Origin of the sequence: Pseudomonas sp. TNT2022 ID1044, from assembly GCF_028656895.1 — a bacterium.
Taxonomy (GTDB): Bacteria; Pseudomonadota; Gammaproteobacteria; order Pseudomonadales; family Pseudomonadaceae; genus Aquipseudomonas; species Aquipseudomonas reinekei.
This window is the reverse complement of sequence record NZ_JAMDHB010000004.1, coordinates 68152-83842: the sequence shown is the minus strand read 5'-3', so window position 1 is coordinate 83842 and position 15691 is coordinate 68152. Positions and strand designations below refer to the sequence as shown.

Below are 15691 nucleotides of genomic sequence, written 5' to 3'. Positions count from 1 at the left end.
TCCCCGATCAACGCACCAGGTGCAAGAACTGCATGTGCCGTTCGTACTGATCGAGGATGTCGTTGATGATCTGCTCCTTGGTGTAACCCACCAGATCGTAATTCTGACTGCCTTCGCTCAAATGCACTTCAGCGCGATAGTAGCGACGGTTATTGAGTTCCTTGGAGCCCATGCCACCCCGGGCAAACGACGGCGTGAAGTAGCCGCGCATTTGCACCTGATAGATAAACGGGTGTTCATCACCGTGACCGATTTCCAGGCTGACGCTGTCGTTGACCGGCTCTGGATGCGTGATCACCTTCAGGCCCTTCTCGATGAATACCGCCGAGACCTCTTCAATTGCCGGACGCACCGTCGTATCGAGAAAGCGATACACCTCGTCCCGCGACGGGAAGTGCACCGCCTGACTCAAGCGCTGACGCCAGCCACCGCGCCGTGAGCCGGACACCGGTGCCAGCGAGTGCAGTTGCGCAATCTGCTTCTGCGACTCCAGATAAAACGCCTTGTGCAGCCCCCACATCATCAGCAGCAAAATCAGCGAGAACGGCAATGAGGTCAGGACCACCGCCGACTTCAACGCATCGATGCTGCCGGAGAACAGCAGCGCACTGGTCACCAGCGCAGTCATCGCCCCCCAGAACACCCGCAGCCACTTTGGCCCGTCTTCATCCGGGTTGCCGCCCTTGGCGGACAGGGTCGACAGCACCACGGTGCCCGAGTCGGCGGAAGTGACGAAGAACACGAAGCTGATGAACACCGTGACCGCAATCACGGTTTTGCTCCACGGGTAGGTTTCCAGCAGCAGGTAGAGGGTCATCGATGGGTTGTCGATGGCCGACATGCCGAGCGCGCTCATGCCGTGGTTGAGCACCTGGTCGATGGCGCTGTTACCGAAGATCGACATCCATGCCAGGGTGAAACCCAGCGGAATCAACAGCACGCCGAAGACGAACTCGCGGATGGTCCGGCCACGGGAAATCCGCGCGATGAACAGGCCCACGAACGGCGACCATGCGATCCACCAGGCCCAGTAAAACACCGTCCAGCCGCCCAGCCAGTCACTGGGTTTGTCGTAGGCGTAGAGGTCGAAACTTTTCATCGGCAAGGCGCCGAGGTAGTCGCCGACGTTCTGGATCAGGGTGTTGAGCAAATGCTGCGTAGGGCCGGCGAACAACACGAACAACAGCAGCGCGCAGGCCAGCAGCATGTTGATGTCGGACATCACCCGCACGCCTTTGTCGACGCCGGACACGGCGACGATGATCGCCGCGCCCATCATCAGCGTGATCAGGCCGACCTGAATCCATTGGGTGTGGGCGATGCCGAACAAGTAGTCGAGGCCGGAATTGAGGTGCAGTACGCCAAAGCCCATGTCGGCACCGAGGCCGAACACCGTGGCAATAATCCCGAAACCGTCCACCGCGTAACCGATGGGGCCGTTGATGCGTTTGCCAATCAACGGATACAGCGCCGAACGCAGGGCCAGTGGCAGGTTATGCCGGTAAGCGAAGTAAGCGAGCGCCATGCCGACAAAGGCAAACACGCCCCAACCATGCAAGCCCCAATGCAGAAACAGGATCTGCATGGCCTGGCGCGCCGCGTCAGCGGTACCTGCCTCGCCTTGGGGCGGCTGCAGCATGTGGGTCAACGGTTCGGACACGCAGAAGAAGAACAGCGTGATGCTGATCCCGGCGGCGAACAGCATGCCGGCCCAGGACAGGTAACTGAATTCGGGCTCGTCGTGGTCGGCACCGAGTTTGATCTTGCCGTAGCCCGATAACGCGGTGACCACCACGAAGACCAGATACAGGGTCATCGCCAGCATGTAGTACCAGCCGACCGTGTTGGCCGCCCAGTTTTGCGCGGCCAGCAACCAGGCACCGGCCTGCTCGGGCATGGCTATGACCACGACACCGAACAACAGAATGAAGCTCGCCGCAAAATAAAACACCGGCGGGTTCATGCGGACCAGGCCGCTGGGAGGAAGGGACGATGCACTCATGAACGGTGCACCTCATAGAGGAAAAACGTGGCTGTAGAAATCGGACTCAGCAAAGGCAAGCCTCCTGTTGTGAGCGGGCAGCGAACCACCGGTTTAACTTGAATGAACGTTCAAGTTAAACATGAATAGGGTGCTAAGGACTAATCGCCGAGCCGGGCGGTCGTGCTTTTACGCTAGCTCAAGGAGGGAATACGCAGGGATTTAAAAGCACCGCGAGCAGGCTCGCTCCTGCAGTGGATCGGGTTGAACACAATGGCTGTGATCGACGGGAAACCCTGTGGGAGCGAGCCTGCTCGCGATGACGGTAGATCCGTCAGCGGAGGACTGCGGCCTTACTTCTGCGCCCCATCATCCAGCTGCAAATTGGCCTGGGTCAGGTTACTGCCCGCCGGCACGCTGCGGGTCAGCCAGACATTACCGCCAATGGTCGAGCCCTTGCCGATGGTGATCCGTCCCAGAATTGTCGCCCCGGCGTAAATCACCACGTCATCCTCGACGATCGGATGCCGCGCCTGGCCCTTCTGCAACTGGCCGTCTTCGTCGGCGGGAAAACGCTTGGCGCCCAGTGTCACCGCCTGATAAATACGCACACGCTCGCCGATGATGGCAGTCTCGCCGATCACCACGCCGGTCCCGTGGTCGATGAAGAAACTGCGGCCGATCTGCGCGCCCGGGTGAATGTCGATACCGGTGGCCGAGTGGGCGATTTCCGCACTGATCCTTGCCAGCAGTGGCAGGCCGGCGCGATACAAATGGTGGGCCAGACGATGGTGAATCACCGCCAGGATCCCCGGGTAGCACAGCAGCACTTCATCGACACTGCGCGCCGCCGGGTCACCGTGATAGGCCGCCAACACATCGGTGTCCAACAGGCTGCGCAGCCCGGGCAGGGCCAGGGCGAAATCCTGAATGATCTGAATGGTCCTGGCTTCGACTTCAGCCTCGGCCTGGGCACTGTGACGCGCGGCGTATCGCAGTTCGAGCCGTGCTTGCGCCAGCAATGCGTTCAGCGCCACATCAAGGGTGTGGCCGACGTAGAAGTCTTCACTCTCTTCGCGCAGGTCCACCGGCCCGAGACGCATGGGGAACAGCGCACCACACAAGGCCTCGAGAATTTCCGCCATGGCCGCCCGGGACGGTAGTTCGCGACCACCCTGCTCGCCGCTGACGCGGCCGTTTTGTGCTCGCCACTGATCACGGGCCGTGCGCAGCTGGCTGACGATGGTCTGCAATTGCCAATGGCTGGAACGCTCACTCACGGTAAAAACTCCTCACGGGCGGCCGGACGGTCTGGCCGCGTCAACGGCGATTACTTTACGGCAAGGGCCTGTGGCCAAATTAAGAACCAATTGTGCTGTGTCAAGCACCATCAGCTATAAGCGATTGGCGGTTGCCCCGTGAAATGGGCGTGCCTATAGTCCTGACATCATTCACCGCCAGTACGGAACCATGTCCAATCAAGAGTTGATCAAACAACAGCTTGCCCGCTTCAATCGCCTCGACCTGCTCGGTCAGCCCACCGCCCTGGAAAAACTCGAACGGCTGTCGACCTGGCTCGGGCGTGATGTGTATGTCAAACGCGACGACCTGACGCCACTGGCGATGGGCGGCAACAAGCTGCGCAAGCTTGAATTCCTCGCCGCGGATGCCTTGGCCCAGGGCGCGGATACCTTGATCACCGCGGGTGCCCTGCAGTCGAACCATGTGCGCCAGACCGCCGCGATTGCCGCCAGGCTGGGGCTAGGCTGTGTCGCCCTGCTGGAAAATCCTCTGGGTACCGACGATAGCAACTATCTCGGCAACGGCAATCGGCTGTTGCTGGACCTGTTCGATACCAAAGTCGAGCAGGTGGAAAACCTCGATAACGCCGACGAGCAATTGCAGGCATTGGCCGCGCGCCTGCGCAACAATGGCAAAAAACCGTATCTGGTGCCGATCGGCGGCTCCAATGCGTTGGGCGCGCTGGGCTACGTGCGTGCTGGCCTGGAACTGGCCGAGCAGATCAAGGACACCGGCCTGGATTTCGCCGCTGTCGTCCTCGCTTCGGGCAGCGCCGGGACCCACAGCGGACTGGCACTGGCCTTGAGTGAAGCACTGCCGCAATTGCCCGTCATTGGCGTGACTGTTTCGCGCAGCGATGAAGATCAGCGGCCAAAAGTGCAAGGGTTGGCCGAACGCACGGCAGAACTGTTGGGTGTGAGCCTGCCGGACAGTTTCAAGGTTGAGTTGTGGGATGAGTATTTCGGGCCGCGCTATGGCGAGCCGAATGCCGGGACGCTGGCGGCGGTCAAGTTGCTGGCGAGCCAGGAAGGGCTGTTGCTGGACCCGGTCTACACTGGCAAGGCCATGGCGGGATTGCTTGATGGCATCGGTCGTCAGCGTTTCAACGGGGGGCCGATCATCTTCCTGCACACCGGTGGGGCGCCGGCGTTGTTTGCGTATAAAGAATTTCTGACTGACTGACCCTGTGGCGAGGGAGCACGCTCCCTCGCCACAGAAGGATGAAAAAAACATATTCATTTAAAGAATAACAAAAATAGAATTTATTATTTTCTAATCTAATAACGCCATCATATAGTCACGCCGCAGGCGAATTTGCAGCGAGACGCATACGTTGCTTTTAGGGCAGGATATCGCTGTCGTCCAATTCCCGAATTTGCCAACTTTCCTTAAGCGTCTTCCATAAGAAAACACAGGGGCTTGTCATGAATTTTTCCGCACTACGTCGAAATCTGCTGGTGGGCTCGCTGGGCCTGGCACTGAGCGCCGGCCTGATCGGCCAGGCAGTGGCCGGTGAGCAACTGCAACAAATCAAGGACAAAGGCGTGATCAACGTCGGCCTGGAAGGCACCTACCCACCGTTCAGTTTCGTCGACGCCGACGGCAAACTGGCCGGCTTCGAAGTCGAATTCTCCGAAGCCCTGGCCAAGGAGCTGGGCGTGAAGGTCAAACTGCAACCGACCAAATGGGACGGCATCCTCGCGGCACTGGAATCCAAGCGCCTGGACGCGGTGATCAACCAGGTGACCATCTCTGAAGAGCGCAAGAAGAAGTACGATTTCTCCGAGCCCTACACCGTCTCCGGTATTCAGGCGCTGGTTCTGAAACAGAACGACGGCACCATCAAGTCCGCTGACGACCTGGCCGGCAAGAAGGTCGGTGTGGGCCTGGGCACCAACTACGAACAATGGCTCAAGGACAATCAGCCCAAAGCCATCATCAAGACCTATGACGATGATCCGACCAAGTTCCAGGACCTGCGTGTGGGCCGTATCGACGCCATCCTGATCGACCGTCTGGCCGCGCTGGAATACGCCAAGAAGGCAACCGACACCGTTGCCGCCGGCGCAGCGTTCTCCCGCCAGGAAGCCGGCATTGCCCTGCGCAAAGGCGAGCCGGAACTGCTGGCTGCGGTGAACAAGGCGATCGACAAGCTGCGTGCCGACGGTACGCTGAAAAAGCTTTCGGAAAAATACTTCAGCGCTGACGTCACTCAATAATGGAAGAAGCTTTCCAACTCGCACTGGATTCTGCGCCCTTTCTGCTCAAGGGCGCGTACTACACGGTCATCTTGAGCCTCGGCGGGATGTTCTTCGGCCTCTTGCTGGGCTTCGGCCTGGCACTGATGCGCCTGTCGCGCTTCAAGCTGGTGAGCTGGATCGCCCGCATCTACGTGTCGTTCTTTCGCGGCACGCCGTTGCTGGTGCAACTGTTCGTGATCTATTACGGCTTGCCGCAATTGGGCATGGAACTCGATCCAATTCCGGCGGCCATGATCGGCTTCTCGCTGAACATGGCCGCTTACGCCTGTGAAATCCTGCGTGCCGCGATCAGCTCGATCGAACGCGGCCAATGGGAAGCGGCTGCCAGCATCGGCATGACCCGTGCGCAGACTCTGCGCCGGGCCATCCTGCCGCAGGCGATGCGCACCGCATTGCCACCGCTGGGCAACAGCTTCATTTCGCTGGTCAAGGACACCGCGCTGGCGGCCACTATCCAGGTGCCGGAGCTGTTCCGTCAGGCACAGCTGATTACCGCCCGTACCTTCGAAGTTTTCACCATGTATCTTGCCGCCGCGCTGATCTACTGGATTCTGGCCACGGTGCTTTCGCACCTGCAGAACAAGTTGGAAGAGCGGGTCAATCGGCACGACCAGGAGTCCTGACCCCATGATTGTCGTGGAAAAACTGACAAAGCAGTTCAAGGGTCAAGTCGTGCTCAACGGCATCGATCTGCAAGTGAAGGAAGGCGAGGTCGTGGCGATCATCGGGCCTAGCGGCTCGGGCAAGACCACGTTCCTGCGTTGCCTGAATTTCCTGGAGGAGCCCAGCAGTGGCCGGATCAAGGTCGGCAATATCGAGATCGATACCCGCCGCCCGTTGAACCAGCAGCAAAGCCTGGTGCGCAACTTGCGCCAGCACGTGGGTTTCGTGTTCCAGAACTTCAACCTGTTCCCCCATCGCACTGCCCTGGAAAACGTTATCGAAGGCCCGATCATCGTCAAGAAGATCCCCCACGCCGACGCCGTTGCCCTGGGTAAAAAGCTGTTGGCCAAGGTTGGCCTGGCGGGCAAGGAAGATGCTTACCCGCGCCGTCTCTCGGGCGGCCAGCAACAACGCGTGGCAATTGCCCGGGCGCTGGCGATGGAACCGGAAGTGATCCTGTTCGACGAACCGACCTCTGCACTCGACCCGGAGCTGGTGGGTGAAGTGCTGGCGACGATCCGCGGCCTGGCCGAAGAGAATCGCACCATGGTCATCGTGACCCACGAAATGGCTTTCGCCCGTGACGTGGCCAATCGCGTGGTGTTTTTCGACAAGGGCGTGATCGTCGAACAAGGCGAGGCAAAGGCGTTGTTTGCCAACCCGAAAGAAGAACGCACGAAACAGTTCCTCAGTAAGTTCCTGAACAACTCACACAACTAACACCCCTTCGCAAAACTGTTAACTTCCACGGACGGAAGTTACATACCCTCCCCGCTCACACATAACAACCCCCGAAAATCATAGATAATAATTCGTCCGTACTGGCGGCACATATTTATATCCCGCAACAGACTTGTACTGCTCATCGAACATTACCCCCCATTCCCCCGCCCACGGTATTCAAGGCCGAACACACCCGGTACTCATAAGCAAAGTCTACGCTCCAATAGCGCTTATTAACTTCAATGCGTAGGACATTTCTGAATAACGCTATATCCCCCGCTCAACTAACAATCGCTATTGACACTGATTCACCCGAACTCTTATCTAGCCTACAAACCGCACCAGCGATTATTAAACCAGAACAATTAATTATCTTTCACGCCTTTATTTTTTCAGACACGGACTTCGCTGCAACAACTTCAAGGAGATTCCATGAAAAGCACTTCGAACCAACCCGAACTTGCAGCCCCAACCCTGGCGCAATCTCACAGGAGCGACATCAACATCACCTCGGCCGCGCACCTGCTGATTGACGTGCCGCCCTACCCCGCAATGGACGATGGCGATCTGATCGAACTGTTCTGGGACAACTGCTATGTCGCCTCCCGGGTGCTGACCAACAATGAGGTTGGCCGATCCGTTCAACTGAGGGTGCCGGAGAGCTTCATCGTCAATGGCTCATCGCGCGTCCATTACCGGATCATGCAGGTCGGCCAGGGGCCGGCGGTTTCGCCGGCCAGGCGCGTGCAAGTCAAACTCGATTGTCCGGGTGGCGAGCCTTCTGCCTTGTACGGCGACGAAAACCAGTGCCTGGCCCCCGTGAGCATCCCCGAAACGATTCGCCGCCAGGGCGTGAATCCCAACCAGATCAAGCGCGGCGTGCCCGTGACCATCGAGCCGTACCTGAACATGGCGGCCGACGACGAAATCACCCTGCGCTGGGGCGACGTGCGCATGGACCTGCCGCGACTCACGGCGAATGACGTGGGCCAGCCAATCCAGGTCTGGGTACCACCGGCGATCATTATCGAGGCCGGCGAAGACCTGCGCCTGGAAGTGACGTATTGCATCCTCGACCGGGTCGGCAACAACTCACGGTGGGCGCCCGCACGCACGTTGAAGATTGGTTGTGCCAATCCGTACCTCAACGTCCCGCCAAAGAAAGTGCTCAAGGCTGCTGAACGAAGAAATCGCTGATGCCTGAATGGATCGAAACGACACACTTCTATTGATATTCCTAAAGGTTAGTTCAAAACTATTTTATAAACGCTTAGGGTATATACACCGGACCACCGGACACTCTTGTTTTCGCTCGCCGCACTGCGGCGTTTCCATGAGATGTGAGGTAGGTATGGTCCGGAACACAATCACCCCAGTGCAGATCGCCAGGGCATTGCGTGCAGCCAGGGAGCGGCGCTGATGTCCAATTTGGCAGATGCAATCGTCCAGAGTGATCTGGATATCGCCCCGCTATTGTTGCCCGCACAAGTGCTGCGCAACGACGCACAAGCGATCAAGGCCGCTCATGAACTGGCGCAAGTCGCGCGCCTGCAAGCGGCCAAACGTGACCAGCAGCGCAAGCTGCCTTGGTCGGAAATCGAACAATTCACCCGCAGCGGGCTGGGCAGCATTTGCATCCCCCGCGAGTACGGTGGCCCACAGGTTTCGTTCGTCACCCTGGCTGAGGTGTTCGCGATCATTTCCGCGGCAGACCCGGCCCTGGGGCAGATCCCGCAGAACCAGTTCGGCATCCTGAATCTGGTGCTGGGCAGCGCCACTGAAGCGCAGAAAAAACAGCTGTTCAATAGCGTGCTCGACGGCTGGCGCATCGGCAACGCCGGGCCGGAACGCGGCACCAAAAACACCCTGGACCTCAAGGCGCGCATCACCGCCGACGGCGATGGTTTTGTCATCAGCGGGCAGAAGTTCTATTCCACCGGCGCGCTGTTCGCGCATTGGGTTGCAGTCAAGGCGCTCAATGACGATGGCAAGCAAGTGCTGGCCTTCGTGCGTCGCGGTACGCCGGGGCTGCGCATCGTCGATGACTGGTCCGGTTTCGGTCAGCGCACCACCGCCAGCGGTACGATTTTGCTCAACAACGTGCGGGTCGACGCCGATCTGGTGGTGGACAACTGGAAGATCAATGAAAAGCCCAACACCCAGGGCGCCGTCTCGCAACTGATTCAGGCCGCCATTGACGCCGGAATCGCCCGGGGCGCCATCGACGATGCCATCGAATTCGTGAAAACCCGTTCCCGACCATGGATTGACGCCAACGTTGAACGGGCCAGCGATGACCTGTACGTGATCGCCGATATCGGCAAGCTGAAAATCGAATTGCATGCCGCCGAGGCCCTGCTGCGCAAGGCCGGACAAGTGCTCGATCAGGTCAGCGCCGCGCCGCTCACCGCCGAATCCGCCGCCCGTGCCTCGATTGTCGTGGCCGAAGCCAAGGTGCTGACCACCGAGATCTCGCTACTGGCCAGCGAAAAGCTTTTCGAGCTGGCCGGCAGCCGCGCGACCCTTGCCGAATTCAACCTTGACCGCCATTGGCGCAACGCCCGGGTGCACACCCTGCATGACCCGGTGCGCTGGAAGTACCACGCCGTGGGCGCCTATCACCTGAACGGCACTTTACCGGCTCGCCATTCCTGGATTTAACGACCGGAACACTTCTACCAGAGCGCTGGAGAAACACATGACAAGTTCTCACCACGTCGCGGTCATCACCAGCGATGAGCAAGCCCTGATTGTCGCCAGCGACCTGGCCGACGATTTCAGGCGCGACAGCGCCCTCCGTGATCGCGAACGCCGTTTGCCACACCCGGAACTGGACGTGTTTTCCCGCTCGGGCCTGTGGGGCATCAGCGTGCCGAAAGAGCACGGTGGCGCGGGCGTTTCCAACGTCACGCTGGCCAAAGTCATCGCCCTGATTTCCCAGGCCGACGGCTCCCTCGGGCAGATCCCGCAGAATCATTTTTATGCCCTGGAAGTGCTGCGCGTAAACGGCAACCCCGAGCAGAAAAACCGCCTGTACGCCGAAGTACTGGCCGGTCAGCGTTTCGGCAATGCACTCGCCGAGCTAGGCACCAAAACCGCCCACGACCGCGTCACCCGCCTGACCCCTGATTTACAGGGAGCGCGCGGCGGCTATCGCATCAACGGGCGTAAGTTCTACGCCACCGGCGCAATCTATGCCCAGCGCATCCCTACCTCGGTCATTGATGAAAACGGCGTGCAGCAATTGGCGTTCGTCCCGAGCAACAGCAAAGGTTTGACTGTCATCGACGACTGGAGCGGCTTCGGTCAGCGCACCACCGGTAGCGGTTCGGTGGTGTTCGAAGATGTTTTCGTCGCCGTCGAAGACGTGATCCCGTTTCAAACCGCGTTCGAGCGCCCGACCCCGGTCGGTCCACTCGCGCAAATTCTTCACGCCGCCATCGACACCGGCATCGCCCGCGCGGCCTACGAAGATGCACTGCATTTTGTGCGGACCAAGACCCGGCCGTGGATCGACGCGACCCATGAGAGAGCCATCGATGATCCGCTGACCCTCAAGAGCTTCGGCCACTTGAGCATTCGCCTGCACGTCACCGAAGCGCTGCTCGAACGCGCCGGCGAATGCCTCGACAGGGCTCAGGCTGACACCAACGCCGAGACCGTCGCAGCGGCTTCGATTGCCATCGCCGAAGCCCGCGCCATCAGCACCGAAATCTCCCTCGCGGCCGGCAGTACCTTGTTCGAACTGGCCGGCAGCCAGGCGACCCTGATTGAACACGGCCTTGATCGGCACTGGCGTAACGCCCGGGTGCACACCCTGCACGACCCGGTGCGCTGGAAGTACCACGCGGTGGGCAATTACTACCTCAACGATGAAAACCCGCCGCTACGGGGGACTATCTGATGGCCAGGAAAAAAATCCTGCTCAACGCGTTCAACATGAACTGCATCGGGCACATCAACCACGGCCTGTGGACGCACCCGCGCGACACGTCGACCCAATACAAAACCATTGAGTACTGGACCGAACTGGCGCAGTTGCTCGAACGCGGCCTGTTCGACGGTTTGTTCATCGCTGACATCGTTGGCGTTTACGACGTCTACCAAAACTCGGTGGACGTTCCGCTCAAGGAGTCGATTCAGCTGCCGGTCAACGACCCGTTGCTGCTGGTCTCGGCCATGGCGGCGGTGACCAAAAACCTCGGTTTCGGTCTCACCGCCAACCTCACCTACGAGCCGCCGTACCTGTTCGCCCGCCGCATGTCAACGCTGGATCATCTGAGCCGTGGTCGTGTGGGCTGGAACATCGTCACCGGCTACCTCGACAGCGCCGCCAAGGCCATGGGCCTGAGCGAGCAGGTCGAGCACGACCGCCGTTACGACCAGGCCGACGAGTACCTGGAGGTGCTCTACAAACTCTGGGAAAGCAGCTGGGAAAACGGCGCGGTGTTGAACGATCCCCGGCAACGCATCTATGCGCAGCCGGACAAGGTGCACAAGGTCGAGCACAAGGGCGAGTTCTATCAGGTCGAGGGTTATCACCTGTGCGAGCCGTCACCGCAGCGCACACCGGTGCTGTTCCAGGCCGGCAGTTCGGATCGCGGTTTGCTGTTCGCCGGCCGGCACGCTGAGTGTGTGTTCATCAGCGGCCAGACCAAGACGTCGACCCAGGTGCAAGTGGACAAGGTCCGCGCCAGCGCGGTCGCCGCCGGGCGCAATCCCGAGGACATCAAGGTGTTCATGGGCTTGAACGTGATTGTCGGCGAAACCGAAGAGCTGGCCTGGGCCAAGCACGCCGAATACCTGAGCTACGCCAGTGCCGAAGCCGGCGTGGCGCATTTCTCGGCGTCCACCGGCATCGATATTTCCGAGTACGCCATCGACGAGCCGATCCAGTACGTGAAAAGCAACGCGATCCAGTCAGCCACCAAAAACCTGCAAAACAACGACTGGACCCGACGCAAATTGCTCGAACAACACGCCCTCGGCGGACGCTACATCACCGTGGTCGGCTCGCCTGAGCAAGTGGCCGATGAGCTGGAATCATGGATCGCCGAAACCGGCCTCGACGGCTTCAACCTGACGCGGATCGTCACGCCGGAAAGCTACGTGGATTTCATCGACCTGGTGATCCCCGAACTGCAACGCCGAGGCTCGTACAAGACCGCCTACGACGACGGCAGCTTGCGGGAAAAGCTGTTTCACCGAGCGGCGCATTTGCCTGGGCAACATACCGGCTCGGCCTTCCGACGCTAAAAGCATCGCTGGCAAGCCAGCTCCCACAGGGGGCGCGTGAACACCCGAGAACACTGTGGGAGCTGGCTTGCCAGCGATGAGGCCCGCCCGAACACCAAAAATCTTATGCACTGACTGGAAAAACCATCATGACCAAGAACCACCTCTCTCACCCAGTCAAAGTACTGGCCCTGGCCCTCGGCCTTTTTAGCTCTGCGGTGTTCGCCGCCGACGCTCCGCTGAAAATCGGCACCACCGCTGCCTTCGCCATTCCGCTGGAAGCCGCGGTTGAAGAAGCCGGTAAACAAGGCCTGAAAGTCGAGCTGGTGGAGTTCACCGACTGGATTGCACCCAACGTCAGCCTCGCCTCCGGTGACATCGACGTGAACTACTTCCAGCACATCCCGTTCCTGGAAAACGCCAAGGCTGCCGCCGGTTTTGACCTGGTGCCGTTTGCGCCGGGGATCATCAACAACGTCGGCCTCTACTCGAAAAAATACAAAAGCTTCGACGAGTTGCCAGAAGGCGCCAGCGTGGCGATCGCCAACGACCCGATCAACAGCGGCCGTGGTTTGCAACTGTTGGCCAAGGCTGGCCTGATCACCCTCAAACCGGGTGTCGGCTACAAGGCCACCGAAGAAGACATCATTGCCAACCCGAAGAAAATCAAGATCCTCCAGGTTGAAGCCGTGCAACTGGTCCGCGCTTACGACGACGCTGATCTGGTCCAGGGCTACCCGGCCTACATCCGCCTGGCGAAGACCTTCGATGCCGGTTCCGCGCTGCTGTTCGACGGCCTCGACCACAAGGAATACGTGATCCAGTTCGTGATCCAGCCGAAGAGCAAAACCGACCCGCGCCTGATCAAGTTCGTCGACATCTACCAGCATTCGCCAGCCGTGCGCGCCGCGCTGGATAAAGCCCATGGCAAGCTCTATCAAGCCGGCTGGGAGAGCTGAGCATGACCGCTGCCACGCAACTGCGACTGGAAATTCCAGAGCCTCATGCCGCCGTGCAAACCGAGCTGCACCCTGAACTCAATCGTGCCCACGTTCGCTTCGTCGGCCTGGGTAAAACCTACGACGGTAAACATGGCCCGGTGGCCGCCCTGCACGGCATTGACCTGGCGATCCAGCGCGGTGAAGTGTTCGGCATTATCGGCCGCAGCGGCGCCGGCAAATCGTCATTGATCCGTACCATCAATCGCCTGGAACAACCGACTTCAGGCCGGGTGCTGATCGATCAGGTCGACATCGGTGGGTTCGACGAGGATCGCCTGGTGGCGCTGCGGCGGCGCATCGGCATGATCTTCCAGCACTTCAATCTGATGTCGGCCAAAACCGTTTGGCAGAATGTCGAGTTGCCGCTGAAAGTCGCCGGCGTGCCCAAGGAAAAACGCGATCAGAAGGTTCGCGAACTGCTGGAACTGGTGGGCCTGCAAGCCAAGCACAAGGCCTACCCCGCGCAACTCTCCGGTGGCCAGAAACAACGTGTCGGCATTGCCCGCGCGCTGGTGCACGACCCGGCGATTCTGCTGTGCGACGAGGCCACTTCCGCGCTGGATCCGGAAACCACGCAATCGATCCTCGGGTTGTTGCGCGAGATCAACCAGCGCCTGGGCCTGACCATCATTTTGATCACCCATGAAATGGCAGTGATCCGCGAGATCTGTGATCGCGTCGTGGTGCTCGAACATGGGCACATCGTTGAGCAAGGCCCGGTGTGGGAAGTGTTCGGCAATCCGCAGCACGACGTCAGCAAGACCTTGCTCGCGCCATTGCAACACGCCCTGCCGCCAGAGCTGCAAAACCGCTTGCGATCCCGGCCACAGTCAGCAGAAGACGCGGTGGTATTGCGCCTGCAATTTACCGGCGCTGCCGATGATGAACCGGACATCGCGGCCCTGTTCGGCGCTCTCGGCGGCCGAGTGCGCTTGTTGCAGGGTGGCGTGGAACGGATTCAAGGGCACGCCCTCGGACAATTGCTGTTGTCGGTGACGGGTTCATCCCTCACTGCCGAAGAACTGCAGCAACGCGCCGGCCGCTGGGCGCAACAGGTGGAGGTGTTGGGTTATGTGGTTTGATCGCTTGCTGCAAGGCTTTATCGACACGTTTTTGATGGTCGGTGTGTCATCGCTGATCGCGCTGCTGGCGGGTATTCCGCTGGCGGTGATCCTGGTCACCAGTTCCAGGGGCGGAATCTACGAGGCCCCGGCGATCAACCGCGCATTGGGCGCGTTCGTGAACCTGTTCCGCTCGATCCCGTTCCTGATTCTGATGGTGGCACTGATCCCCTTCACCCGCTTGATTGTCGGCACCACCTACGGCGTATGGGCGGCGGTGGTGCCGTTGACCATCGCGGCGACGCCGTTCTTTGCGCGGATTGCCGAGGTCAGTTTGCGCGAGGTCGATCACGGGCTGATCGAAGCCGCGCAGGCCATGGGTTGCCGACGCGGTCACATCGTTTGGCATGTGCTGTTGCCGGAAGCGCTGCCGGGGATTGTTGGCGGGTTCACCATCACTCTGGTCACGATGATCAATTCGTCGGCCATGGCCGGGGCGATTGGTGCGGGCGGGCTGGGGGACATTGCGTACCGGTATGGGTATCAGCGTTTTGACAGCCAGATCATGTTGACGGTGATTGTGTTGCTGGTGGCGTTGGTGGCGGTGATTCAGTTGGGTGGCGACAGACTGGCGCGGGAATTGAACAAGCGGTAGATCCTCGGTGCGTCAGGTGCTTTTGTGGCGAGGGCGCTTGCACGACCTGAAATTTCATGGCGTATATTCGGCAAATCCCAATTGCCTGCGCAGCCGACCATGAAACAAACCCCCGACGACCTCGAAAAAATCACAACCACCACCCTCGGCCACTACAACTCGGTGGCGGACGGTTTTCGTGAAGGCACTCGCGATCACGATGTCAGCCAGAACATCGATGCCCTGCTGCGGCATATCCATGGCCAGGCACCGTTCGACATTCTCGACTTCGGCTGCGGCCCCGGTCGGGATCTGCAGACGTTTACGCGCATGGGCCACACAGCCGTCGGCCTCGACGGTTCGGAAAAATTCGCGCAGATGGCCCGTGAGGACAGCGGCTGCGAAGTCTGGCAGCAGGACTTTCTGAAGCTCGATCTGCCGGCCGAGCGTTTCGACGGTATTTTTGCCAACGCGGTGTTGTTCCACATCCCGCGCCAGGAGCTGCCTCGGGTATTGCTGGAGTTGCGTGGGGCGCTGAAGCCTGGTGGTGTGTTGTTCAGTTCCAATCCCCGTGGCGAGAATCAGGAAGGCTGGAACGGGCCGCGCTATGGGGCGTATCACGATCTTCAAGCGTGGCAGCAGTTGCTCACCGAAGCGGGGTTTGTCGAGCTGGAGCATTACTACCGGCCAGCGGGACTGCCGCGGGAGCAGCAGCCTTGGCTGGCGAGTGTGTGGCGTAAGCCGGTGTAGTCTGTTCGGACGCCATCGCCAGCAGGCTGGCTCCCACCGTTGAACGCATGCACCTGTGGGAGCCAGCCTGCTGGCGATGA

14 protein-coding genes are annotated in these 15691 nt (G+C 59.9%); 12 read left to right on the top strand and 2 right to left on the bottom strand.

Annotation, left to right across the window (positions count from 1 at the left end; translation table 11 throughout):
• Positions 1 to 7: 7 nt before the first annotated feature.
• Together betT and epsC are read right to left on the bottom strand one after the other, a co-directional pair.
• Entirely contained in the window at positions 8 to 1963 is a 1956-nt protein-coding gene (gene betT, locus M5G20_RS06630; RefSeq protein WP_273918671.1) for a choline transporter BetT, read from the bottom strand.
• Between the two features lie 371 nt (positions 1964 to 2334).
• On the bottom strand, positions 2335 to 3261 hold the full coding sequence (gene epsC, locus M5G20_RS06625) for a serine O-acetyltransferase EpsC (RefSeq protein ID WP_273918466.1): 927 nt from the start codon (positions 3259 to 3261) through the stop codon (positions 2335 to 2337).
• Positions 3262 to 3466: 205 nt separating this feature from the next.
• Between epsC and M5G20_RS06620 the strand changes: the two genes are divergently transcribed.
• The 12 genes from M5G20_RS06620 to M5G20_RS06565 all read left to right on the top strand — a co-directional run bounded on the left by M5G20_RS06620 (position 3467) and on the right by M5G20_RS06565 (position 15611).
• The gene (locus M5G20_RS06620) at positions 3467 to 4465 is read left to right on the top strand and encodes a D-cysteine desulfhydrase (RefSeq protein WP_273918670.1); all 999 of its coding nucleotides are present in this window, start codon (positions 3467 to 3469) and stop codon (positions 4463 to 4465) included.
• Positions 4466 to 4707: 242 nt separating this feature from the next.
• Positions 4708 to 5502, top strand: a complete 795-nt coding sequence (gene tcyJ / locus M5G20_RS06615) for a cystine ABC transporter substrate-binding protein (RefSeq protein ID WP_273918465.1) — start codon at positions 4708 to 4710, stop codon at positions 5500 to 5502.
• Positions 5502 to 6167: a cystine ABC transporter permease gene (tcyL, locus tag M5G20_RS06610; RefSeq protein WP_273918464.1), complete on the top strand. Its 666-nt coding sequence runs from the start codon at positions 5502 to 5504 to the stop codon at positions 6165 to 6167. The genes tcyJ and tcyL overlap by 1 nt, the downstream gene beginning before the upstream one ends.
• A gap of 4 nt (positions 6168 to 6171) precedes the next feature.
• Positions 6172 to 6927 carry an L-cystine ABC transporter ATP-binding protein TcyN gene (gene tcyN / locus M5G20_RS06605; RefSeq protein WP_273918463.1) on the top strand — a complete coding sequence of 252 codons (756 nt, stop codon included), beginning with the start codon at positions 6172 to 6174 and terminating at the stop codon, positions 6925 to 6927.
• Between the two features lie 435 nt (positions 6928 to 7362).
• Positions 7363 to 8127 carry a hypothetical protein gene (locus tag M5G20_RS06600; RefSeq protein WP_273918462.1) on the top strand — a complete coding sequence of 255 codons (765 nt, stop codon included), beginning with the start codon at positions 7363 to 7365 and terminating at the stop codon, positions 8125 to 8127.
• A gap of 222 nt (positions 8128 to 8349) precedes the next feature.
• The gene (locus tag M5G20_RS06595) at positions 8350 to 9591 is read left to right on the top strand and encodes an SfnB family sulfur acquisition oxidoreductase (RefSeq protein WP_273918461.1); all 1242 of its coding nucleotides are present in this window, start codon (positions 8350 to 8352) and stop codon (positions 9589 to 9591) included.
• Between the two features lie 37 nt (positions 9592 to 9628).
• Positions 9629 to 10834, top strand: a complete 1206-nt coding sequence (locus M5G20_RS06590) for an SfnB family sulfur acquisition oxidoreductase (protein WP_273918460.1) — start codon at positions 9629 to 9631, stop codon at positions 10832 to 10834.
• On the top strand, positions 10834 to 12186 hold the full coding sequence (locus M5G20_RS06585) for an LLM class flavin-dependent oxidoreductase (protein ID WP_273918459.1): 1353 nt from the start codon (positions 10834 to 10836) through the stop codon (positions 12184 to 12186). Before M5G20_RS06590 ends, M5G20_RS06585 begins: the two co-directional genes overlap by 1 nt.
• Before the next feature lie 128 nt (positions 12187 to 12314).
• Positions 12315 to 13124 (top strand): MetQ/NlpA family ABC transporter substrate-binding protein, encoded by an 810-nt coding sequence (locus tag M5G20_RS06580; RefSeq protein ID WP_273918458.1) that lies wholly within the window; start codon positions 12315 to 12317, stop codon positions 13122 to 13124.
• A gap of 2 nt (positions 13125 to 13126) precedes the next feature.
• The gene (locus M5G20_RS06575) at positions 13127 to 14248 is read left to right on the top strand and encodes a methionine ABC transporter ATP-binding protein (RefSeq protein ID WP_273918457.1); all 1122 of its coding nucleotides are present in this window, start codon (positions 13127 to 13129) and stop codon (positions 14246 to 14248) included.
• Entirely contained in the window at positions 14238 to 14882 is a 645-nt protein-coding gene (locus M5G20_RS06570; protein ID WP_273918456.1) for a methionine ABC transporter permease, read from the top strand. The genes M5G20_RS06575 and M5G20_RS06570 overlap by 11 nt, the downstream gene beginning before the upstream one ends.
• A gap of 99 nt (positions 14883 to 14981) precedes the next feature.
• Positions 14982 to 15611 carry a class I SAM-dependent methyltransferase gene (locus M5G20_RS06565; protein ID WP_273918455.1) on the top strand — a complete coding sequence of 210 codons (630 nt, stop codon included), beginning with the start codon at positions 14982 to 14984 and terminating at the stop codon, positions 15609 to 15611.
• The last annotated feature ends 80 nt before the right edge of the window (positions 15612 to 15691 follow it).